The sequence below is a fragment of the Pseudoxanthomonas sp. PXM01 genome, assembly GCF_014851815.1.
GTDB lineage: Bacteria > Pseudomonadota > Gammaproteobacteria > Xanthomonadales > Xanthomonadaceae > Pseudoxanthomonas_A.
The window spans coordinates 1,325,196-1,347,358 of sequence record NZ_JACVAJ010000001.1; the positions used below are offsets into that span (position 1 = coordinate 1,325,196).

The 22,163-nt window shown below is 65.8% G+C and carries 16 protein-coding genes; 7 read left to right on the plus strand and 9 right to left on the minus strand.

The features are described from left to right. Nucleotides 1-2 precede the first annotated feature (2 nt). The 6 genes from IB230_RS06045 (at nt 3) to IB230_RS06070 (ending at nt 7,709) form a co-directional block, all read left to right on the plus strand. Nucleotides 3-878, plus strand: coding sequence for a transporter associated domain-containing protein (locus tag IB230_RS06045; protein WP_192270016.1), 876 nt, complete (start codon nt 3-5; stop codon nt 876-878). Next, nucleotides 871-2,049, plus strand: a complete 1,179-nt coding sequence (locus IB230_RS06050; protein ID WP_192270018.1) for a DUF4105 domain-containing protein — start codon at nt 871-873, stop codon at nt 2,047-2,049. The genes IB230_RS06045 and IB230_RS06050 overlap by 8 nt, the downstream gene beginning before the upstream one ends. Nucleotides 2,050-2,094: 45 nt before the next feature. Then, nucleotides 2,095-4,116 (plus strand): glycoside hydrolase family 97 protein, encoded by a 2,022-nt coding sequence (locus tag IB230_RS06055; protein ID WP_192270020.1) that lies wholly within the window; start codon nt 2,095-2,097, stop codon nt 4,114-4,116. A 147-nt stretch (nt 4,117-4,263) separates the two neighbouring features. Continuing rightward, the gene (corA, locus tag IB230_RS06060) at nt 4,264-5,277 is read left to right on the plus strand and encodes a magnesium/cobalt transporter CorA (RefSeq protein ID WP_192270022.1); all 1,014 of its coding nucleotides are present in this window, start codon (nt 4,264-4,266) and stop codon (nt 5,275-5,277) included. A gap of 112 nt (nt 5,278-5,389) precedes the next feature. Then, nucleotides 5,390-7,480, plus strand: a complete 2,091-nt coding sequence (locus IB230_RS06065) for a carbon starvation CstA family protein (RefSeq protein ID WP_192270024.1) — start codon at nt 5,390-5,392, stop codon at nt 7,478-7,480. Between the two features lie 4 nt (nt 7,481-7,484). Continuing rightward, a complete protein-coding gene (locus IB230_RS06070; RefSeq protein WP_192270026.1) occupies nt 7,485-7,709 on the plus strand; it encodes a CstA-like transporter-associated (seleno)protein in 225 nt (74 codons plus the stop codon). A gap of 141 nt (nt 7,710-7,850) precedes the next feature. Here IB230_RS06070 and IB230_RS06075 read toward each other — a convergent pair whose 3' ends face one another. From IB230_RS06075 to IB230_RS06090, 4 genes are all read right to left on the minus strand, one after another. Beyond that, complete coding sequence (locus IB230_RS06075; RefSeq protein WP_343227258.1) at nt 7,851-9,110, minus strand: DUF819 family protein; 1,260 nt, start codon at nt 9,108-9,110, stop codon at nt 7,851-7,853. A 78-nt stretch (nt 9,111-9,188) separates the two neighbouring features. Next, nucleotides 9,189-10,448, minus strand: coding sequence for a DUF819 family protein (locus tag IB230_RS06080; RefSeq protein ID WP_192270028.1), 1,260 nt, complete (start codon nt 10,446-10,448; stop codon nt 9,189-9,191). A 61-nt stretch (nt 10,449-10,509) separates the two neighbouring features. Further along, complete coding sequence (locus IB230_RS06085) at nt 10,510-12,579, minus strand: S9 family peptidase (RefSeq protein ID WP_192270030.1); 2,070 nt, start codon at nt 12,577-12,579, stop codon at nt 10,510-10,512. A gap of 93 nt (nt 12,580-12,672) precedes the next feature. Then, entirely contained in the window at nt 12,673-14,661 is a 1,989-nt protein-coding gene (locus IB230_RS06090; protein ID WP_192270038.1) for an oligopeptide transporter, OPT family, read from the minus strand. A 116-nt stretch (nt 14,662-14,777) separates the two neighbouring features. On the opposite strand from IB230_RS06090, the gene IB230_RS06095 reads away from it, so the two are divergent. After that, nucleotides 14,778-16,586 carry an oligopeptide:H+ symporter gene (locus IB230_RS06095; RefSeq protein WP_225589220.1) on the plus strand — a complete coding sequence of 603 codons (1,809 nt, stop codon included), beginning with the start codon at nt 14,778-14,780 and terminating at the stop codon, nt 16,584-16,586. A gap of 51 nt (nt 16,587-16,637) precedes the next feature. Here IB230_RS06095 and IB230_RS06100 read toward each other — a convergent pair whose 3' ends face one another. The 5 genes from IB230_RS06100 to rfbB form a co-directional block, all read right to left on the minus strand. Next, the gene (locus IB230_RS06100; protein WP_192270040.1) at nt 16,638-18,596 is read right to left on the minus strand and encodes a S9 family peptidase; all 1,959 of its coding nucleotides are present in this window, start codon (nt 18,594-18,596) and stop codon (nt 16,638-16,640) included. Nucleotides 18,597-18,683: 87 nt separating this feature from the next. Next, entirely contained in the window at nt 18,684-19,592 is a 909-nt protein-coding gene (rfbD, locus tag IB230_RS06105) for a dTDP-4-dehydrorhamnose reductase (RefSeq protein ID WP_192270042.1), read from the minus strand. After that, nucleotides 19,589-20,146 (minus strand): dTDP-4-dehydrorhamnose 3,5-epimerase, encoded by a 558-nt coding sequence (gene rfbC / locus IB230_RS06110; protein WP_192270043.1) that lies wholly within the window; start codon nt 20,144-20,146, stop codon nt 19,589-19,591. The genes rfbD and rfbC overlap by 4 nt, the downstream gene beginning before the upstream one ends. After that, complete coding sequence (gene rfbA / locus IB230_RS06115) at nt 20,143-21,030, minus strand: glucose-1-phosphate thymidylyltransferase RfbA (protein ID WP_192270045.1); 888 nt, start codon at nt 21,028-21,030, stop codon at nt 20,143-20,145. Before rfbA ends, rfbC begins: the two co-directional genes overlap by 4 nt. A gap of 15 nt (nt 21,031-21,045) precedes the next feature. After that, nucleotides 21,046-22,101 (minus strand): dTDP-glucose 4,6-dehydratase, encoded by a 1,056-nt coding sequence (gene rfbB, locus IB230_RS06120; RefSeq protein ID WP_192270047.1) that lies wholly within the window; start codon nt 22,099-22,101, stop codon nt 21,046-21,048. Nucleotides 22,102-22,163: the final 62 nt, after the last annotated feature.

The following is a 22,163-nucleotide window of genomic DNA, read 5'->3' on the forward strand; positions in this document are numbered from 1 at the left end:
AGATGTCAGAAGACGACAGTACCCTCGCGCCGGAAGGCTCCGACAAACCGTCGGAGAAACGGCGCACCTGGCTGGACCGCCTCAGTTCGGCGTTCTCCGGCGAACCCAGCACACGCGACGACCTGGTGGCCATCCTGCGCGACGCGCAGTCCGACGGCCTGATTGCAGGCGACACCCTCAAGATGATGGAAGGCGCCATTGCGGTTGCCGACCTGACCGTGGGCGACGTCATGGTCCCGCGCGCGCAGATGGTCTCCCTGCCGGTGGAAGCCCGCTTCCTCGACCTGATGAAGGACGTGGTGGAATCCGGCCACTCCCGCTTCCCGGTGCACGGCGAGAACAAGGACGAGATCCTCGGCATCCTGCTGGCCAAGGACCTGCTGCGGGGTGTCGTCGCCGACAACGGTCCCGGCAGCGTGCGCGAACTGCTGCGCCCGGCGGTACTGATCCCGGAATCGAAAAAGCTCAACCTGCTGCTCAAGGAATTCCGGCTGTCGCGCAACCACATGGCGATCGTCGTGGACGAATACGGCGGCGTGGCCGGCCTGGTCACCATCGAGGACGTGCTGGAGCAGATCGTCGGCGAGATCGACGACGAACACGACGAAGCCGAGGACGGCGCCGCGCTGATCGCGGCGCAGGCCGACGGCCAGTTCGTGGTGGACGCACTGACGCCGATCGCCGATTTCAACGAGCGGTTCGGTGCGGACTTCCTCGACGACGAGTACGACACCGTTGGCGGGCTGATCACGGCGGCCATCGGCCATCTGCCGGAAACCGGCGAGGAGCTGACGCTGGGGCGCTTCATGTTCCGCGTCGCCCGTGCCGATGCGCGCCGCGTACATGCCTTCCACGTCGGGGTGCTGGCCGATGCGTAACGCGGCCGCGCGCCTGGCCTTGCTGGGCGTGCTGTGGCTGCTGGCATCGGCCGCCTGGGCGGCGCCGCGGATCGGCGTGGCAACGATGGAGCCGGGCGAAGTCTTTTTCGAGCGCTTCGGTCACAACGCGATCGTCGTGGTCGATCCCGCCAGCGGCGATGCGATCTCGTACAACTTCGGCTTCTTCGACCCGGGCGAGGCGGACTTCGTCGGCAATTTCGCCCGCGGCCACATGATGTATTACCTGGTCGCGCTGCCGTTCGAGCAGGACCTGATGCAGTACCGCGACAGCGGCCGCGGCGTATCCCTGCAGTGGCTGGACATCGAACCGGCGCAGGCGCAGGCGCTTGCGGATGCCTTGGCGGAACGGGCGAAGCCCGAGAACGCGCGCTACCGCTACGACTACTTCACCTCCAACTGTTCGACCCAGGTACGCGACGCACTGGATGCCGCGCTCGGCGGCAGGCTGAAGTCGCAGTTGGCGGGACGCTCGCGCGGCAACACGTTCCGCAGCGAAGCCGTCCGGCTCGCCTCGCCGGCGACGTGGATGTGGCTGGGCTTCGATCTCGGCCTCGGCCCGAATGCCGACAAGCCGATGGCGCGCTGGGAAGAGGCCTACGTGCCGATGCGCCTGGCCGACAGCCTGCGCGAAGCGAAGAACGCCGCGGGCCGCCCGCTGGTGCAGTCGGAAATGCAACTGCTGCCGCATCGCATCGCGGCCGAGCCCGCCGAGACACCGCGCCGCTGGTTGCCGTGGCTGGGTGCCGGCGTGCTGATGGCCGTCGCCGTCGCGCTGGCCGGCCGGCGCTGGCCGCGCGCGATCGCCGCCGCGGCAATGCCGTTCTGGTTGTTGTGCTTCATCGGTGGCGCGCTGCTGGTCTACCTGTGGGGCTTCACCGACCACTGGGCGGCGTGGGCGAACCGCAACCTGCTGCTGCTCAATCCGCTGTGCGTGCTGCTCATCCCCGGCGCAATTGCCGTGTTGCGCCGCCGCACACCGCCAACGTGGTTCGCATGGCTGCTGGCGGCGATCGCGGTGGGTGCGTTGGTCGCGTGGTTCCTGCACTGGCTGCCGTTGCGGCTGCAGTACAACCAGACGTGGATCGCCCTGCTGCTACCGATCCATCTGGCGCTTGCATACGTATTCATGCCGCGACGCTTGTCGCCCTGAGTTCCGCCACGCACGATGCGGCCCTCTGCCTATCGCGAGGGTCGCATGCTCCGTTTCCTTTCCACGCTCGTTGTGTTCGCTGTCGCGGCATCCGCGCATGCGGGTCCCGGTCCGCGCGTCGCCTCGCCCGACGGTTCCATCGTGGTGGACCTGTCCACCGACAACGACGGCCGCCCCGCCTACGCGGTCTCGCGCAAGGGCCAAGCGGTCCTCACGCCATCGCGGCTGGGCTTCCTGCTGCTGGACGCGCCGAAGTTCGAGCGCAACCTCGAGATCGTGCAGCCACGTACTCGCACGTTCGACGAGACCTGGGAGCAGCCTTGGGGTGAGCGCCGCTTCATCCGCAACCACTACAACGAGCTGACCGTCACGCTGAAGGAAAAGGCAAAGCCGTTCCGCAGCTTCGACGTCGTGTTCCGCGTGTTCGACGACGGCGTCGGCTTCCGCTACCGCTTTCCGAAGCAGGCCGGACTGGAGCAGGTGAAGATCGGCGAGGAACTGACCGAGTTCTCGCTGGCGCGTGATGCGACGGCGTGGTGGATCCCGGCCGGCGAGTGGAACCGCGAGGAGTACCTGTACCACCGCACGCCGGTACAGCAGGTCGGCGACGCGCAGACGCCCATCACGTTCAAGTTCGACGACGGTACGCATCTGTCGATCCACGAAGCCGCACTGGTCGACTACAGCGGCATGAACCTGACCCGCGTCGAAGACCGTCGCCTGAAGGCCGACCTGACGCCGGGCATCGGTGAAGGCAAGGTCGTGCGTGCGGCGCCGTTCGACACGCCCTGGCGCACGCTGCTGCTGAGCGACGACGCCGCCGGCCTGGCGATGTCCAGTCTGACGCTCAACCTCAACGAACCGAATGCATTGGGCGACGTATCGTGGGTCAAGCCGATGAAGTACGTCGGCGTGTGGTGGGAAATGCACCTGGAGCTGAAGAGCTGGGCGTCCGGCCCCAAGCACGGCGCCACCAACGAGAACGTGCGCAAGCACATCGACTTCGCCGCCAAGCACGGCCTCGGTGGCGTGCTGGTCGAAGGCTGGAACATGGGCTGGGACGGCGACTGGTTCGGCAATGGCGAAGACTTCAGCTTCACGAAGTCGTATCCGGACTTCGACCTCGAGGCACTGAGTGCCTACGCACGCTCGAAGAACGTGGTGCTGATCGGCCATCACGAGACCTCCGGCAATGCGGCGCACTACGAATCGCAGCTGGGCGACGCGTTCGACCTGTACAAGCGCGTGGGCGTGCCGGCCGTGAAGACCGGGTACGTCGCGGACGCCAGCCAAGCGAAAGTCACCGGCACCGATGGCAAGCGCCACTATGCGTGGCATGAAGGGCAGGACATGGCCCGCCACCACCTGAAGGTCGTGACGGAGGCGGCCAAGCGCCATATTTCGGTCAATCCGCACGAACCGATCAAGGACAGCGGCCTGCGTCGCACCTATCCGAACTGGATCACCCGCGAAGGTGCACGCGGCATGGAGTTCAGCGCCTGGGGCCAGCCCGGCAATCCGCCCGGGCACGAAGCCAACCTGGTGTTCACCCGCCTGCTGGCCGGGCCGATGGACTACACGCCCGGCATCTTCGGCATGAAGACCCGTTCCACCGACGGCATTGCCACCACCTGGGCCAAGCAGCTGTCGCTGTACGTGGTGATCTACAGCCCGCTGCAGATGGCGGCCGACCTGCTGGAGAACTACGAGAAGAACCCGGCGCCGTTCCAGTTCATCAAGGACGTGCCGGTGGACTGGGACGACACGCGCGTGCTGAACGGCGAAGTGGGCGACTACGTCACCATCGCGCGCAAGGAACGCGGCGGCGACAACTGGTACCTGGGCTCACTGACCGACGAGGACGGCCGCACGTTGAGCGTGCCGCTGTCCTTCCTCGACGAGGGCCGCCGCTACACCGCGCAGATCTACCGCGACGGCGACAAGGCGAACTGGAAGACGGCGCCGCAGGACATCGTGATCGAGGAGCGCAGCGTGACGCGTGGCGACACGCTGACGCTGAAACTCGCGCCGGGCGGCGGACAGGCGATCCGCTTCGTGGCGCAGTGAGTGAACCTGGTTGTGGGAGCGACGTAAGTCGCGAGCTTGGGCCTGCAGTGTCCTGAGGCCGTCATCGCGACTTACGTCGCTCCCACACCAGCATCAGCATCAACGTCCGACTTGTCGGACACGGCCTTCTGGCGCACGATTCACGCCATGAATGACGTCGCCATCGCCGAACCCAAACCCGTCCTGCCCCAATGCGTCATCAACTGCGTGGTCTATGACAAGGGCGGAAAACGGCGCGACATCAGCCTGGACGAGATCAGCGACGTGCTGGCCGTCGACGACGGCAGCTTCATCTGGGTGGGACTGTACGAGCCGGCCGATGCGATCCTCGAGAAGCTGCAGGAGGAGTTCTGCCTGCACGACCTCGCGGTCGAGGATGCGCAGAACGCGCACCAGCGTCCCAAGCTCGAGGCTTATGGCAACTCGCTGTTCGTGGCCGTGCACACGGCGCAGGTGGTCGACGACCGCATCAGGTTCGGCGAGACCCACGCCTTCCTCGGGCCGCGCTACCTGGTGACGGTGCGCCACGGCGCGTCGCTGTCGTACGCACCCGTGCGCGAGCGCGTGCAGCGTGAACCCGACCTGCTCGCGCTCGGACCGTCTTACGGGCTGTATGCGGTGCTCGACTACATCGTCGACAATTACCGGCCGATCATCGACCAGTTCAAGCAGACGCTGGATGCGCTGGAGAAGGACATCTTCGCCGACACCTATCGCCGGGTGACGGTGGTGAAGCTGTACGAACTGAAGCGCGAGCTGACCCAGATGCGGCTGGCGGTCGCGCCGCTGCAGGATGTGCTGGCGCAACTGACGCGCTCGCAGAGCACGCTGATTCCCGAGGAAGTGCGGTTGTACTTCCGCGACGTGCAGGACCACGTACTGCGTGTCAACGAATACACCGACACCCTGCGCGAGATGCTGACCACCGCGTTGAGCGTCAACCTGTCGCTGGTGACGCTGGCGCAGGGCGAGATCGTCAAGCGGCTCGGCGCCTGGGCCGCCCTGCTCGCCGCGCCGACCCTCATCACCAGCTGGTATGGCATGAACTTCAAGCACATGCCGGAACTGGAAGGCCGCTTCGCCTACCCGCTGCTGATCGGCGGTGTGGCATTGGCCTGTTACGGCCTCTACCGGCTGTTCAAGCGCTCGCGCTGGCTCTGACGCCCCTACGCCAGCGGACTGCGACCAAAGTCGAAGCCTGAATCCGACATTACGGATTGACCGCTTTCCCGCATGGGGTGACCCTTGTGGGGACCTGCTGGAGGGTTTCCGAATGAATGGTTTTTCCAAGATCGGCTGGGCGGCGCTCGCGCTGCTCGGCGCGGCCTGCCTGGGCGTCGTCGCTCTGCGCCAAGGCGAGCAGATCAGTGCGCTGTGGATCGTCGTGGCGGCGGTCTGCATCTACCTGGTCGCCTACCGCTACTACAGCCTGTACATCGCCAAGAACGTGCTCGGGCTGGACCCGACGCGGGCCACGCCTGCGCACATCAACAACGATGGCCTGGACTACGTGCCCACCAACAAGCACGTGCTGTTCGGCCACCACTTCGCGGCCATCGCCGGCGCCGGTCCACTGGTCGGCCCCGTGCTGGCCGCGCAGATGGGCTACCTGCCCGGCATGCTCTGGCTGATCGCCGGCGTGGTGCTGGCCGGCGCGGTGCAGGACTTCATGGTCCTGTTCATCTCCAGCCGCCGCAACGGCCGCTCGCTCGGTGACCTCGTCCGCGAGGAAATGGGCCAGGTGGCCGGCACCATCGCGCTGTTCGGTGCGTTCCTGATCATGATCATCATCCTGGCGGTACTGGCGATGATCGTGGTGAAGGCGCTGGCGGAAAGCCCGTGGGGCATGTTCACGGTGATCGCCACGATGCCCATCGCGATCTTCATGGGCATCTACATGCGCTACATCCGCCCCGGCAAGATCGGCGAGATCTCGGTGGTCGGCATCATCCTGCTGCTGCTGGCGATCTGGTTCGGCGGCAAGGTCGGCGCGCACCCCACCTGGGGCCCGGCGTTCACCTTCACCGGTACGCAGATCACCTGGATGCTGATCGGCTACGGCTTCGTCGCCGCGGTCCTGCCGGTGTGGCTGCTGCTGGCGCCGCGCGACTACCTGTCGACGTTCCTCAAGATCGGCGTGATCGTGGCCTTGGCCATCGGCATCTTCATTGCCAGCCCGGAAGTGACCACGCTGAAGATGCCGGCGTTCACCGAGTTCGCCAGCACCGGCGACGGCCCGGTCTGGAAGGGCGGCCTGTTCCCGTTCCTCTTCATCACCATCGCCTGCGGCGCCGTCTCGGGCTTCCACGCGCTGATCAGCTCGGGCACCAGCCCGAAGCTGCTGGCCAACGAAACCCACGCCCGCTACATCGGCTACGGCGGCATGCTGATGGAATCGTTCGTCGCCATCATGGCGCTGGTCGCGGCCTCGGTGCTCGATCCCGGCATCTATTTCGCGATGAACAGCCCGGCGGCCGTCCTCGGCACGGATGTGCACAGCGCAGCCGCGGCAGTCAGCCAGATGGGCTTCGTCATCACACCCGAGGCGCTTGAACTGAAGGCCCAGCAGATCGGTGAAGCCACGATCATCTCGCGTGCGGGCGGTGCCCCGACGCTGGCGGTCGGCATCGCGGTCATCCTGCACGACGCCCTGCCCGGCAGCGGCGACGCGATGATGGCCTTCTGGTACCACTTCGCCATCCTGTTCGAGGCGCTCTTCATCCTGACCGCCGTCGACGCGGGTACCCGTGCCGGTCGCTTCATGCTGCAGGACCTGCTGGGCAACTTCGTGCCGGTGCTGCGCAAGACCGATTCCTGGGGCGCCAATGTGGTCGGCACGGCCGGTTGCGTCGCGTTGTGGGGGTACTTCCTGTACCAGGGCGTGGTGGATCCGCTGGGCGGCATCAATACGCTGTGGCCGCTGTTCGGCATCGCCAACCAGATGCTCGCGGGCATCGCACTGATGCTGTGCACGGTGGTGCTGTTCAAGATGAAGCGCGACCGCTACGCCTGGGTGACCATGGCGCCGGCCGCGTGGCTGCTGATCTGCACCACCTATGCGGGCCTGATCAAGATCTTCGACAGCAATCCGGCGGTGGGCTTCGTGGCGCAGGCCAAGAAGTACCAGGCCTCGATCGCCGACGGCCAGTTGCTCGGCGCCGCCAAGAGCATGAGCCAGATGCACCAGGTCGTGATCAACAGCTACGTCAACACCGCACTGACCGTGCTGTTCCTGTTCGTGGTGTTCAGCGTGCTGCTGTACGCGGTCAAGGCGATCCTGAAGGCCCGTGCCAGCAGCGAACGCACCGATCGCGAGACGCCGTACGTGGCGCTGACCGAAGAGCAGCAGAAGGTCTGGCTGTAAGGCCATGGGCACCGCACTCGTCCCGCTCTCGCACTTCGCCACGCACAAGCGTGTGTGGCGGAGGCTGGTGCAGACCGCGCGGCTCTGCTGCGGTGTGCCGGACTACGACAACTATGTCCGGCACATCCTGGAGAAGCATCCCGACCGCGAACCGATGGACTACAAGACCTTCTTCCGCGAGCGGCAGGAGGCCAGGTTCGGCGGGAAGAGCGGATTCCGCTGCTGCTGAAGCCGCGGAGCCCGAGAGAAACAAGAAGGGCGAAGCCGATGGCTTCGCCCTTTTTCATTCTGGACTTCTGCAGGAGCGACGTGAGTCGCGACGTTGATGTTTCCGGTCGCGACTTGCGTCGCTCCTACAGGGTTTCCTTCGTCAGCCCTGCCCTGCCATCCCGCGCAGCACCACGCCGACGATGTACGCCGCCACGGTGCCCGTCGCGTAACCCAGCGCGCCGAGCAACGCGCCCACCGGTGCCAGCGAAGGATGGAACACGGTCGCCACCACCGGTGCCGAGGCCGGGCCGCCGATATTGCTCTGCGAACCCATCGCGAAGTAGAAGAACGGCACGCGCAGCAGCTTGGCCAGAAACCCCAGCAGCACGATGTGCACGAGGATCCAGATCAGGCCCAGTGCCAGCAACCAGGGCTTGTCGGCCAGCGAACCGATGTCCATCTGCATGCCGATGCAGGCGATCAGGATGTACAGGAACAGCGCGCCGATCTTCGACGCGCCGGCACCATCGAGCGTGCGCGCGCGCGTCAAGCTCAGGCCAAGGCCGACGAACGTCGACAGCACGACGACCCAGACGAAGGGTTCGTGCAGGCTGACCTGCTTCGCCCACGATACGTTCTGCGCGAACCACGACGACGCCGGTCCTGCGATCGCATGCGACAGGCCCACCGTGCCGAAGGCGATGCCGAGGATCACCATCAGGTCCGGTAGCGTCGCGATGCGCTCATGCTGCTTCTGGTAGTTGGCCAGGCGTTCCTTGAGGTCCTCGATCGCCCGTGTGTCCGCGCCAGTGCGCGCGTCGATCGCCTGCGCGCGGTTCGCCAGGAAGATCAGCACGGCCATCCACACGTAACCCACGCTGACATCGACGACGACGAACTGTCCGAACGTGGTTTCGTCGACGGCGAAAACTTCCTTCATCGCCAGCATGTTGGCGCCGCCGCCGATCCAGCTGCCCGCCAATGCCGCCATGCCGCCCCACGTGTCGCCGGCCACGGTTTCCGGGTGGATGAACCCCATCAGCCAGAAGGCTACCCATGCACCGATCATGATGCTGATCGAGGCCCCGGCATACATCGCCAGCAGCTTCGGCCCCAGCTTGAGCACACCCTTCAGGTCGATGGTCAGCGTCAGCAGCACCAGCGCGGCGGGCAGCAGCACGCGACTGGCGACCGGGTTGTACAGTTTGCTGGCGCCGCCGTCTATCCAGTCGAGGCTGTTGTAGATGCCGGGAATGAAGTAGCACAGCAACAGCGCCGGCACATAGGTGTAGAACTTCTTGAAGAACCCGGTCTCGCGAGACGACGTCCAGAAGACGACGCCGAGCGTGGCGGCGATCAGGCCGAACACGACGATGTCGTTCTGGATCAGCGCGGTGGAAGGGGCAACGGAGTCGGCCACGAAAGCATTCCCACAGGTTCGCCGCGGGAAAGGAGGTCCGGCGATGCGCGGCGCACCGCCGGACCGAAGGCCGCCGAGCTACTGTCCGGCCATCGACCGCAGTACCTGGCCCAGGCCATAGGCGATCACGGTGCCCGTGGCGTAGCCGACCGTCCCCAGCAGCACACCCACCGGCGCCAAGCTCGGATGGAACGCCGCGGCGACCACCGGTGCCGATGCGGCGGCACCGATGTTGCCCTGCGAACCGACCGCGAAGTAGAACAGCGGCGCTTTCACCAGCTTCGCCGCCACCCAGATGACCAGGATGTGGACCAGCATCCAGATTACGCCGATGGCCAGCAACTCTGGGCGAGCCGCCAATTGCAGGAAATCCATCTGCATGCCGATACAGGCGATCAGGAAGTACAGGAACATCGTGCCGACCCGCGAAGCACCGGCGCTTTCCAGCCGGCGTACACGGGTGAAACTCAGGCCCAGACCGATCACCGTGGACAGCACCACCACCCAGACAAAGGACGAATCCAGGCTGTAGCGCGATGCGTTGGCCACGTGGGCCGCGCACCACGCCGCCAGCGGCGACGCCACGGCGTGCGCAAGTCCTACGGCACCGAATGCCAGACCGACGATCACCATCATGTCGCTGAGGCTGGGGATGCGCGCGTTGGCGGCCTCGTAGGCCGCGATCCGTTCCTTCATCTCGTCGAGGGCGCGCGTGTCGGCGCCGCTGCGCGCGTCCAGCCGCGCAGAGCGACCGGACAGGAACAGCAGCGTCGCCATCCACAGGCTGGCTACGGCCACATCAACCACGGCGAACTGGCCGAACAGGGTCGCGTCGACGGCGTACACCTCGCGGATGGCGACCATGTTCGCGCCACCGCCAATCCAGCTGCCGGACAGGGCGGCCATGCCCTTCCACGTGTCGCCGGCCACCGCCGGGGGATGGATCCACTGCATCAACTGGAACGACACGATGGCGCCCAACACAACGCCTACGGTACCAGCGCAGAATACGAACAACAGTTTGGGACCGAGCTTTAGGATGCCCTTCAGGTCGACCGACAGCGTGAGCAGCACCAGCGCCGCGGGCAGCAGCACACGGCTGGCGACGGGGTTGTAAAGACTGTTGTTGCCACCGTCGATCAGGCCGACGGTGTTGTAGAACGCCGGGATGAAGTAGCACAGCAGCAAGGCCGGCACCCACGCGAAGAATTTCTTCCAGAACGGCGTCGGACCACTGGACAGCCAGAAGATCAGGCCGAGCGTGCCGGCAATGAGGCCGAACAGGACGATGTCGTTCTGGATCAGCGCGGTGGACGGTTCGGTGGCTTCGATCGCCATCGGCGGCGTACTCCTTCGGTCAAAGAAAAGGGCCGGCGTGACCGGCCCTTCGGTGCAGGCCTCAGCGGCCGATGTGCTGCTTCAGCCAGGCGTTGACGGTGTCGTGCCACAGGATGCTGTTCTGCGGCTTCAGCACCCAGTGGTTTTCGTCGGGGAAGTACAGCAGCTTCGACTCGATGCCCTTGCGCTGCAGCGCGGTGAACGTGGACAGGCCCTGGTCCACCGGCACGCGGTAGTCCTTCTCGCCCTGCACCACCAGCATCGGCACGCGCCAGTTGGCGACGTGGTTGACCGGGTTGAACTTCTCGTAGTTCTTCGGCGCGTCGAACGGCGTGCCGCCGTTCTCCCATTCGGTGAACCACAGCTCCTCGGTCACGTAACCCATCGAACGCGTATCGAACACGCCGTCGTGGTTGACCAGGCACTTCCACGGCTCGTTCCAGTTGCCGGCGATCCAGTTGACCATGAAGCCGCCATAGCTGGCACCGAGCGCGCAGGCGTTCTTGCCGTCGAGAAAGGCGTACTTCTGCTGCGCCGCGGCCCAGCCCTTCTGCAGATCTTCCAGCGGACGGTCGCCCCAGTGCTGGCTGATCGCGTCGGTGAACGCCTGGCCGTAACCGGTGGAGCCGTGGAAATCGATCATCACCACGGCGTAGCCCTGGCCCGCGTAGGTCTGCGGATTCCAGCGGTAGCTCCAGCCATTGCCGAAGCTGCCCTGCGGACCGCCGTGGATCAGGAACGCGACCGGATACTTCTGGCCTTCCACGTAGTCGTGCGGCTTGACCACGTAGCCGTGCACGGTCTCGTTGTTCCAGCCCTTGAAGGTGAACTGCTCGAAGTCGCCGAACGACACGTCCTTCAGCGATTCCCCAGCGCTCGGCGTGATGGCGCGCAAGGTGGCGCCGACGTCGTCGCTGGTGGCGTAGATCACGTCGCCGGACTTCAACGTGTTGCGCGACAGCACCAGCGTCCGGCCGACCACGTCGAACGCCGAAACGCTACCGTCGCCGACGATCTTGCGCGTCTGGCCGCTCTGGATGTCCACCGAGAACAGCGGGTGTTCGCCCGTGTCCTGCGCAGTGGTGTAGATCCTTTCGCCGTCATCCGAGAGCACGATGCTGTCGGCGCTGCGATCCCAGGCGGGCGCGATCTCGCGGACCTTCCCGTTGTCCAGGTCCATCGCCATCAAGCCGTAGCGGTCGGCTTCGAAACCGGGGCGCTTCATCGCGCGGTAGAACAGCGTCTTGCCGTCGGCACTGAACACGGGGCCGGTGTCCCAGGCGGGATTGGCTGCCGTCAGGTTGACCGGCGCGCTGCTGCCGTCGGCGGCGATCCTGTACAGGTCGAAGTTGGTCGACCACGCTTCGCCCTTGCCCGCCACGCGCACCGCGGCCACGATCGAGGCGCCATCCGGCGACCAGGTGTACTCGTCGGCACCGCCGAACGGCTTGGACGGCGCATCGCCATCCAGACTGTCGGTCAGCGACGTCGCGGTGGCGACCGGCTTCGCCTTGGCTGCCGGCAGCGCAGCCACGAACAGGCGGCTGCGGCGGCCATCGGCCCAGGTGTCCCAGTGGCGCACGAACAGGCCGTCGTAGACCACGCCGGTGCTCTTCTTCGCGGCGGTGTCGTCGAGCCTCTTCTTCGTGCACGCGAAGTCGGCCTTGCAGTCGGCGAAGGTGTCGGTGCTGAACAGCACGCGGGTGCCGTCGGGCGAGAGCTTGTAGCTGGCGACATCCAGTGCGAAGTCGGTCAGCTGGCGCGGCGTGCCACCGGTGGTCGGCTGCGCATAGAGCTGCTGCGTGCCGGATTTGGCGCTGAGGAAGTAGACCGTCTTGCCGTCAGGCGAGAACGACGGCGAGTTGACGCTCCAGCCTTCCGGGGTCAGACGCTTCGGCGGCGCCATATCGCGGGTCAGCAGGTTGCGGATCCACAGGCTGCTGCTGGCCTTCACCACATCGGCGTCGACGATACGCTTGGCGAACACCACGGTGCTGCCATCCGGCGACAGGGTGGGCGACGAGACGCGATCCAACTTCTGCAGGTCGCGCACATCCAGGCCACGGGCGGCGGCCAGCGACGGCAGCGCGGCCAGCAGGCAGAGGGGCAACAGGGCGGATTTCAGCTTCATCCGGGGCTCCGGCAACAGGGAAACCCCGATGGTAGGCGCTAAGCGCGCCGCGGCGCAAAGGCGTCAGGTCACGCCTTTGCGCCGTGTGTCATCTCACTTCGGGCCGGGTTCGACCTCGCCCAGCGCCTTGGACTTGGCGCCGGTGCGGTAGAGCAGCCAGCCGACAATGGCCAGGATCACCAGGCCGACGATCTCGCCCTGCTGGAACGCCTCCGGCAGTACCAGCACGTCGCGGTCCTTGGTGGCGTAGATGGCGACGCCGACGGCGATGCCCATCAGCGCCTCGCCGGTGATCAGACCCGCGGCGAACAAGGTACCCGGGCGGTGGATGCGATCGCGTGCTTCCTCGTCCTTGGTGCCGACCATGCCGTGGCGCTTCTCCACCAGGTAGGCCAGCAGGCCGCCGAGGAAGATCGGCACCATCAGCTCCAGCGGCAGGTAGATGCCGATGGCGGCGGCCAGCACCGGCACGCGGAAGCTGCTGCCCTTGGCCTTCAGCGCCTCGTCGATGGCGATGATGACGGCGCCGATCACCGCACCGATGCCGATGATGCCCCACGGCAATTCACCGCCGAACAGGCCCTTGGCGACCGACGCCATCAGCGTGGCCTGCGGCGCGGACAACGGATTCGGATGCTCGGCCGTCGGTGCGCCGATGCCGTAGGCCTCGGACAGGATGTTCAGCACCGGCGCCATGATCAGCGCGCAGGAGAACGCGCCGATGCCCAGCATCAACTGCTGCTTCCACGGCGTCGCGCCGACGATGTATCCCGCCTTGAGATCCTGCAGGTTGTCGCCACCCACTGCCGCCGCGCAGCACACCACCGCACCGATCATGATCGCGGCTACCGCACCCAACGGCGCGCCACCGGCGCCGACCGCCATGCGCCCGCTTTCGCCCAGCAACAGCAGCAGTACGACCGACGCGAACAGGATGGTCGCGATGGTGATGCCCGACACCGGGTTGTTCGACGAACCCACCAGGCCGGCCAGGTAGGCCGACACCGATACGAACAGGAAGCCGGCCACGATCATGATGATCGCCATCGGAATGCTGACGTGCCACATGCCGACGATGGCCTGGTACAGCAGCAGCAGCGGCAGCACGAAGATCACCAGCGCCACCAGCATCCACTTCATCGGCAGATCGCGGTCGGTTTCGGCGACGTCGGCGCCGCCCGAGCCTGCGCGCGCGGCGGCGATGCCGCTCTTGACGCCGGACAGCAGCGACTTGCGCAAAGAGAACAGCGTCCACACGCCGCCGATCAGCATCGCGCCGACGCCGAGGTAGCGGATCTTGGCGGACCAGATGGCGCCGGCCACGTCTTCCGCACCCGCACCGGCGATGCTCTGCGCCAGCGCCGGATCGGTCCCCATGAACGCCATGTGGTACAGCGGAATGGCGATATGCCAAGACAGGATGCTGCCGGACAGCACCACGATGCCGATGTTCAGGCCGACGATGTAGCCCACGCCCAGCAGCGCCGGCGACAGGTTGGTGCCCAGGTAGCCGAGGTACTTGCCGAAGAACCCCGCGCCGGCCGCGGTGTCCGGGATCAGGCGCATGCCGCTGTGCGCGGCGACCTTCAGCACCGCGCCGATGGCGGCGGAGAACGCCAGGATCTTCAGGCCAGGACCGGGATTCTCACCGGCCTTCAGCACTTCGGCCGCAGCCTTGCCTTCGGGGAACGGTAGCGGCTCTTCGACGATCATCGAGCGGCGCAGCGGCACCGAGAACAGCACGCCCAGCAGGCCGCCGAGGCCGGCGATGGCCAGCACCCACGAATACTGGAAGTCCTGCCAGTAGCCCAGGATGATCAGCGCCGGGATGGTGAAGATCACGCCGGCCGCGATCGACGAACCGGCGGAGGCACCGGTCTGCACGATGTTGTTCTCCAGGATCGTGCCGCCACCCAGCAGGCGCAGCACGCCCATCGAGACGACGGCCGCCGGGATGGCGGTGGCCACGGTCAGGCCGGCGAACAGGCCCAGGTAGGCATTGGCGGCGGACAGCACCACGGCGAGCACGATGGCCAGCACGACGGCGCGGAAGGTAAGTTGCGGGGTCCCCGGCGAGCTCATGGCGCGTTCCCGAATGGCAGAAGGCGGACACGCTAGCGTCCGCCGTCCGGCAAGTCCAGCCGCGTCGGCGGGCGCGCCGCCTATACTCGCCGGGTTTTCCGAAGCCGGAGCGCTCCTTGAGCCACCCTGCCCCCGCGGCCACCGGTCGCGACGACTTCCTGGGCCATCCCAAGGGCGTCTACGTCTGCTTCTTCACCGAGATGTGGGAGCGCTTCTCCTTCTACGGGATGAAGGCGCTGCTGCTGCTCTACCTGACCAAGTACCACCTGTTCGCCGACGGCGCCGGCTACGACCTGATCGGTGCCTACGGTGGTCTGGTCTACTGCATCCCCGTGATCGGCGGCCTGCTGGCCGACCGCTGGCTGGGCATGCGCAAGGCGGTGGTGTTCGGCGGCCTGCTGCTGGTCGCGGGCCATGCCGGCATGGCACTGGAAGGCGTAGCGGCCGTGTCGGACGGCGGCGTGGTGACGCGCGACGAGAGTGCGCTGCGCACGATGTATCTGTCGCTGGCGCTGATCGTCATGGGCGTGGGCTTCCTGAAGCCGAACATCACCGGCATCGTCGGCCGCCTGTATCCCGTCGGCGATCCGCGCCGCGATGGCGGTTTCAGCCTGTTCTACGCCGGCATCAACCTCGGCGCGCTGCTGGCGTCGCTGGTGTGTGGCTACCTGGGCGAGACGCTGGGCTGGAAGTACGGCTTCGGCGCCGCCGGCATCGGCATGCTGCTGGGACTGGCGATGTTCCTGTGGGGGCAGCGCTACCTGCAGGGGCATGCCGAACCGCCTTCACCGGCAGCACTGCGTGCATCCGTGCTGGGCGTGAGGCGCGAATGGATGATCTATCTCGGCGCGGGACTCGGCGTGCTGCCCTTGGCGTGGTTGATGTGGGCGGCGGCGAACGGCGCGTTCGCACTGGGTGGCGAGCTGTCGCTCGCCTTGGTGCTGATGCTGGTCGTGCTGTTGCTGGTGCTCGGCTGGTTCACCTGGTTCGTCACTACGCAGTGCACTGCGCCGCAACGGCGGCAGATGCTCGCGTTGATGGCGATGATCTTCATGTGCCTGGTGTTCTTTACCCTGTACGAGCAGACCTACGGCTCGTGGGTGATGTTCACCGACCGTCTGTTGACCAAGGACCTCTTTCCGTCGCTGGTGCATGCGCCGGGCGTGCTGGTGTGGTCGGACGATCTTCTGGCGAACCTCGGACTGTTCGTGGGCACCGCGCCATGGTCGACCTGGGGACTGCTGGCCATGCCGGTCGCGTTCGTCGTCGCCGTGCGCACCGGCGAACGCCGCGCCAGCCCACGGCTTCCGCGCGCGATCTTCTTGGCGACCGCGGCGCTCATGGTGTTGCTGGTCCTGCGCGATTCGATCGTGCTGCCACAGACGGCCGGCTCGCTGACGTATCTCGGCGCGCTGTTCCTGGTGGTGCTGGCACCGGTCTTCGCGTGGCTGTGGGCCACGCTGGGCCGCTACGGACGCGACCCGTCCAAACCGCTGAAGGGCGCGCTGGGCCTCGTGTTCGGTGGCCTGTCGTTCGTACCGCTTGCGCTGGCCGCGCAGCAGGTCGGCGAGACCGGCGTGATGGCGAGCGTGTGGTGGCTGGTGCTGGCCTACCTGCTGCTGGAAATCGGCGAGATGTGCTTGGCGCCGGTCAGCCTGGCCGCGGTCACCGAACTGTCGGTACCGCGCGTGGTCGGCCTGATGATGGGCATGTGGCTGCTTGCGACCGCGTTCTCGGAGACGCTGGCCGCGCAGTTCGGCAAGCTGGCTGCGCTGGACGTTCCCGAGGGCGAGGCCTGGGATCTCGCCCAGGCCGCGGCGGGCTATGCCGATCTGTTCTGGCTGATGATGTGGATCGGCCTGGGCTGCGGCGCGGTCGCGCTGATCGTGTCTCCGGTGTTGAAGCGGATGATGCGAAGTGCTTGAAAAGCAACGGCGCCCGAGGGCGCCGTTGGTTGGCAGGGAACGGAGTCAGGACTACTTCGCCGTCGCGCCGCCGAGATGCCGATTGAAGAAGGCGAGCAGCCGCGTGTAGTACTCCTTCTGATGCTCCGGCTTGTAGAAGCCGTGGCCTTCGGTCTTGTAGTACAGCGTTTCGACCGGCACACCCGCCGCCTTGAGACGGCGCTCCATCAGTTCGGTGTGCTGGATCGGCGTGCGCTTGTCTTCGCCGCCTGCCGCCAGGAACACCGGAACCTTGATCTGGCCGGCGAGGTTCGTGGGCGACACGACCGCAAGTTTCGCCTTGTCGCCGTACCAGTCGCGCAGGAAGGTCTCGCCCGACATGGTCTCCTGGATATCGCCGCGCTGGAACACCATGGGCAGGTCGTACAGACCCACGTAGCCAGCAGAGCACTTATAGAGCGCCGGCTCCTTTGCAACGCCCATCAGCGCCGCGTACGCCCCGTAGCTGGCTCCGTAGATGCAGATCCGCGCAGGATCCGCATGGCCTTCCGAGATGGCCCATCGGGTCGCATCGGTCACATCGTCCTGCATCGCGCCGCCCCACTGTTGGGCACCCGCCTGATGGAAGCGACGGCCGTAACCCCCGGAACCGCGGAAGTTGATCTGCAGGACGCTGTAGCCGGCGTTCGCCAACATCTGCGTCTCCTCTTCGAAGGCCCAGTAGTCGCGCACGCCGAATGGGCCGCCATGCGGCACCACGATCATCGGTGCCTTTCCGCTGACGCCGCGCGGCACCGTGAGATAGCCGTGCAGGTCGACGCCGTCACGCGACTTAAGGCGGATGGGATGCATATCCGCCATCTTTTCCGAGTCGAGCCACTGCCGGCGCGCCAGCAGGAATTCGGCTTTCTTGGCCTGCGTGTCGAAGATGTAGAACTCACCCGGGTTGCGATCAGAACTGACGCTGACGAGCACGAGCCTGCCGTCGTCGGTGCTGGAAGTAATGCGTACCCGCTGCCCGGCGAAAGCTGCTTCCAGACTCCGGTAGAGGTGCGCTTCAGGCGCCTTGGAATCGAAGAACGCCGTGCTCCACTTGCCATCGGCGAGGAACACGCCCAAAGGCACGTCACGCACGCCATTGGAATAGATCACCGTTCCCGGATCGACGTTGGCATTCCGGAAAACTTCCTTGCGCTCACCCGAGACCGTGTCGTAAGCCACCACCGTATCCGGGCCCTGCGATTGCTCGACCTGCAGATAGGCGATGCGGTTGTCCTCGGCGAATCCCAAGGGCGCCTCGATGCGACCCGTGACGGCCTCATCGTTCACCAGCTTCCATTCGTCGCCATCGCGTGCGCGATGGAACAGCTTGCTGACGTTGTCGCCTCCGGCCCCAAGGGCGAACCTGACCGCACTGGCATTGTCCGTCGTGAAGTGCGCACGCCGCACGGGCGCACGCGCGACCGGACTGCGACGTCCCGTGAACACATCCATGCGCTCCGCACGCGTGTACGGCTCGTCCGCCCACGGCCAGATCGCCACCAGCACGTTCTTGTCGTCGCCAGGCAGCGAATCGATGAGCTCGGCGGACACCTGCTCGGACTTCTTCTGCTGGATGTTCGAACCGACCTGCTGCGTCCCGATGCGGTAGCCCACCAGGATCGTCGGTTTCCCTCCATTCGCGCTGATCGCGTAGAGTTCACCGGTGGGAACGGGGCGATCGAGCTGGCCGAACTTCTCCGCGACCGCGATCACCACGCGGTCCGGACTCACCCACCAGAAATCGTCGACATAGGTGTTCTTGCCCATGCTGAACGTGGCGAGCATCTTGGTTTCGGCACGGCTGGTAATCGCCAGCGCCGTACTGTCTTCCAGAGGCACCGTGGCGGCCAGGTACTCGCCGTTCGGCGACAGCTTGATATCTTCGAACTGGTCCTTGCGGACGAAGGCATTCACGTCCACCTGCGCCGACGCGATGCCGCTGGCCAGCGCCAGACAGGCGGCCAGCCCCCATTTGATCCCCTGCAACATATCCTTCCCCTGATGGCTTCCCTTGGTGCGGGACGATAGCGGCGACGTGGCGGTCACGCAATCCAGCCAAGGGAGAAGGGTATGAGGTTATGCGGCCCGGCCCCTGGCCAGCGCATCGAGCAGCACGTCGAGGCCTTCCCGCCAATCCGGCATTGGTCGACCCAGTACGGCCTCCAGTTTCGCCACATCCAGGCGAGAGTAAGCCGGCCTTGTCGCGCGCGTCGGAAAATCGGATGTCGTGATCGGCTCGACGCGGGGTGCCCGCGCAATCAACCCGCGTTCGGCCGCCCCGTCCAGGATGGCCGTCGCGAAGCCGTGCCAGCTGGTCTCGCCACCGGCCGTCAGGTGGTAGGTGCCTCGCGGTGCGGCGCCGTCCTTCAGCAGCGCCGCGGTGACATCGGCGATCAGGTAGGCCGGCGTCGGCGTCCCACGCTGGTCCGCCACGACGCGCAGTTCATCCCGTTCGGCACCGAGCCGCAGCATCGTCCGCAGGAAGTTATGGCCGCGTCCGCCGTAGACCCAGGCCGTGCGCAGGATCAGGTGCCCGTCGCCCTCCTGGCGGACGGCGTGCTCACCAGCCAGCTTGCTGGCGCCATAGACGCCCAGCGGCGCCGTCGCCTGGTCTTCGCGATAAGGGTGGGTGCCTTGCCCGTCGAACACGTAGTCTGTCGAGTAATGGACGAACGGAATACCGAGCTCCGCACAGGCGCGCGCCAGCACCGCCGGTGCCTCCGCATTGGCACGGAAAGCGGCCGCCTCGTCGTCTTCGGCCTTGTCCACCGCCGTGTAGGCAGCCGCATTGACCACCGCGACGGGTGCGATCCGCCGCACCAGGTCGGCAAGTGTGTCCGGGCGATCGAAGTCGGCGATCTCGCAGCGTCCGCCATCGGGCAGTTCACCGGAGCGCGTTGTCGCGACGATGTTTCCCAAGGAAGCCAGGCTGCGCCGCAGCTCGTGCCCCACCTGACCATTGCCGCCCAGCAGCAGGATGGTCATGGCGCGAACGTCGGCAGACGCTCCGGCGCGATGTCGGCCAGCAATGGAGCAGCCTCGTCCTTCGCCGACAGTTGGGGATCGCTGATCGGCCAGTCGACGCCGATCGCCGGGTCATCCCAGCGCACGCCGGCATCCGCCACCTTGTCGTACACGGCGGTGCACAGGTAACTGAACACAGCGCGCTCGGACACCACGGCGAAACCGTGCGCGAAGCCTTCCGGGATCCAGAACTGGCGCTTGTTCTCCGCGCTCAACATCACGGCCTCCCACTGACCGAACGTGGGGGAGCCCCGACGGATGTCGACCGCCACGTCATAGACCTCGCCTTCGAGCACGCTGACCAGCTTGCCCTGCGGGCTAGGCCACTGGTAGTGGAGGCCGCGCAACACACCGCGGGACGACGACGACATGTTGCTCTGGACGAACTTCGTGGGCAATCCGCGTTCGCCGAAGCGCTCTGCGTTCCAGGTTTCGAAGAAGAAGCCGCGCTCATCGCCAAAAACAGCCGGTTCTATCACGACGCAACCAGACAACCTGGTTTCAATCACTTTCATCGCACCACGCCTCGCGCTGCCAGCGACAGCAAGTACTGGCCGTACCCGTTCTTGGCGAGTGGGGCCGCCAGCTTCTCGACCTGGGCGGCATCGATCCAGCCGTTGCCGAAAGCGATTTCTTCCGGACAGCAGACCCGGAGGCCCTGCCTCGCCTCGATGGTTTCGATGAAGTTCGAAGCCTCAAGAAGGGACTGATGCGTTCCTGTATCGAGCCACGCATGCCCGCGCCCCAGGGGCTGCAGGTGCAGGTTACCTGCATCCAAGTACAGCCGGTTGAGGTCGGTGATCTCAAGCTCACCACGCGGTGAGGGCTTCAGCGAAGCAGCGTAGTCACTTGCATGCCCGTCATAGAAGTAGAGCCCGGTAACCGCGTAGTTGGAGCGTGGCGTGACTGGCTTTTCTTCGATGCCGACGACGCGTCCATCCTTGTCGAACTCGGCAACACCGTACCGCTCCGGATCGTTGACCCAGTAACCGAACACAGTGGCACCCACGTCCCGTCCATCGGCACGCCGCAGCATTTCGGTGAACCCATGGCCGTAGAAAATGTTGTCGCCCAGCACCAAGCAACTGGGTTTTCCACCCACGAAGTCGCGGCCGATCAGGTAGGCCTGCGCCAATCCATCCGGGCTGGGCTGCATCGCGTACTGGATGTCCATGCCCCACTGGGATCCATCGCCAAGCAGCGCCTGGAAAAGCGCCTGTTCGTGGGGCGTATTGATCACCAGTACTTCGCGGATGCCTGCCAACATCAGCACGCTGAGCGGGTAGTAGATCATCGGCTTGTCGTAGACCGGCAGCAATTGCTTGCTGATGGCCTGCGTCAGCGGATAGAGACGGGTGCCGGAACCGCCGGCGAGAATGATGCCCTTGCGCGTCGTCATGATCTTCCTGCGTCCTTAAGCAGCGGTACCGATGCGTTCCAGACGGTAACTGCCATCGAGGACGCGCTTCACCCAGTCCTGGTTGGACAGGTACCAGTCGACGGTCTCGCCGATGCCCTGCTCGAAGGTATATGCGGGCTCCCAGCCCAGCTCGTCACGCAGTTTTGATGCGTCGATCGCGTAACGGCGATCATGTCCGGGCCGGTCGGCAACGAAGGTGATCTGGCTGCTGCGCGACTGACCGTCCTCGCGCGGAGCACGCGCATCAAGCAGCGCGCAAACCGTGTGCACTACCTCGATGTTCTGCTTCTCGGCGTTGCCTCCGACGTTGTAGGTCTCGCCCACACCACCCTTCTCGAGGACCGTGCGGATCGCACTGCAATGGTCGCCGACGAACAACCAATCGCGGACGTTCTTGCCATCCCCGTACACCGGCAACGGTTCGCCGGCAAGCGCACGTGCGATGATCAGCGGGATCAACTTCTCGGGAAAATGGTACGGGCCGTAGTTGTTCGAGCAATTGGTCGTCAGGACCGGCAGTCCATACGTATGGTGGAACGCGCGGACCAGGTGGTCCGATGCGGCCTTGGACGCCGAATACGGCGAATTGGGCGCATAGGGCGTGGTTTCGGTGAACTTGCCGGTGTCGCCGAGCGAACCATAGACCTCGTCGGTGGATACGTGCAGGAAACGGAACTGCTCGCGGCGCTCGCCTTGGAGCGCCTTCCAATAGTCGCGCGTCGCCTCGAGCAGCCCTAGCGTGCCCACGACATTGGTCTGGATGAACGCGCCGGGGCCGTCGATAGAGCGGTCCACGTGGCTCTCCGCAGCGAAGTTGACCACCGCATCGGGCTGGTGCTCAGCCAGTAATCGCACTACCAGTTCGCGGTCGCCGATATCTCCCTGGGCGAACACATGCAACGGGTTGTCTTGTATGGACGCCAGCGTGTCCAGATTGCCCGCGTACGTCAGCGCATCCAGGTTGATCACCTTGACGCCCTGCGCGACGGCGCGCAGGACAAAGTTCCCTCCAATGAAACCGGCGCCGCCGGTGACAAGCCACGTCGGCATGTACTGCTCCTTGAACTCAAATCGAAGTGTTATCGCTGCCGCATCAACCGGTCGCGCATCGA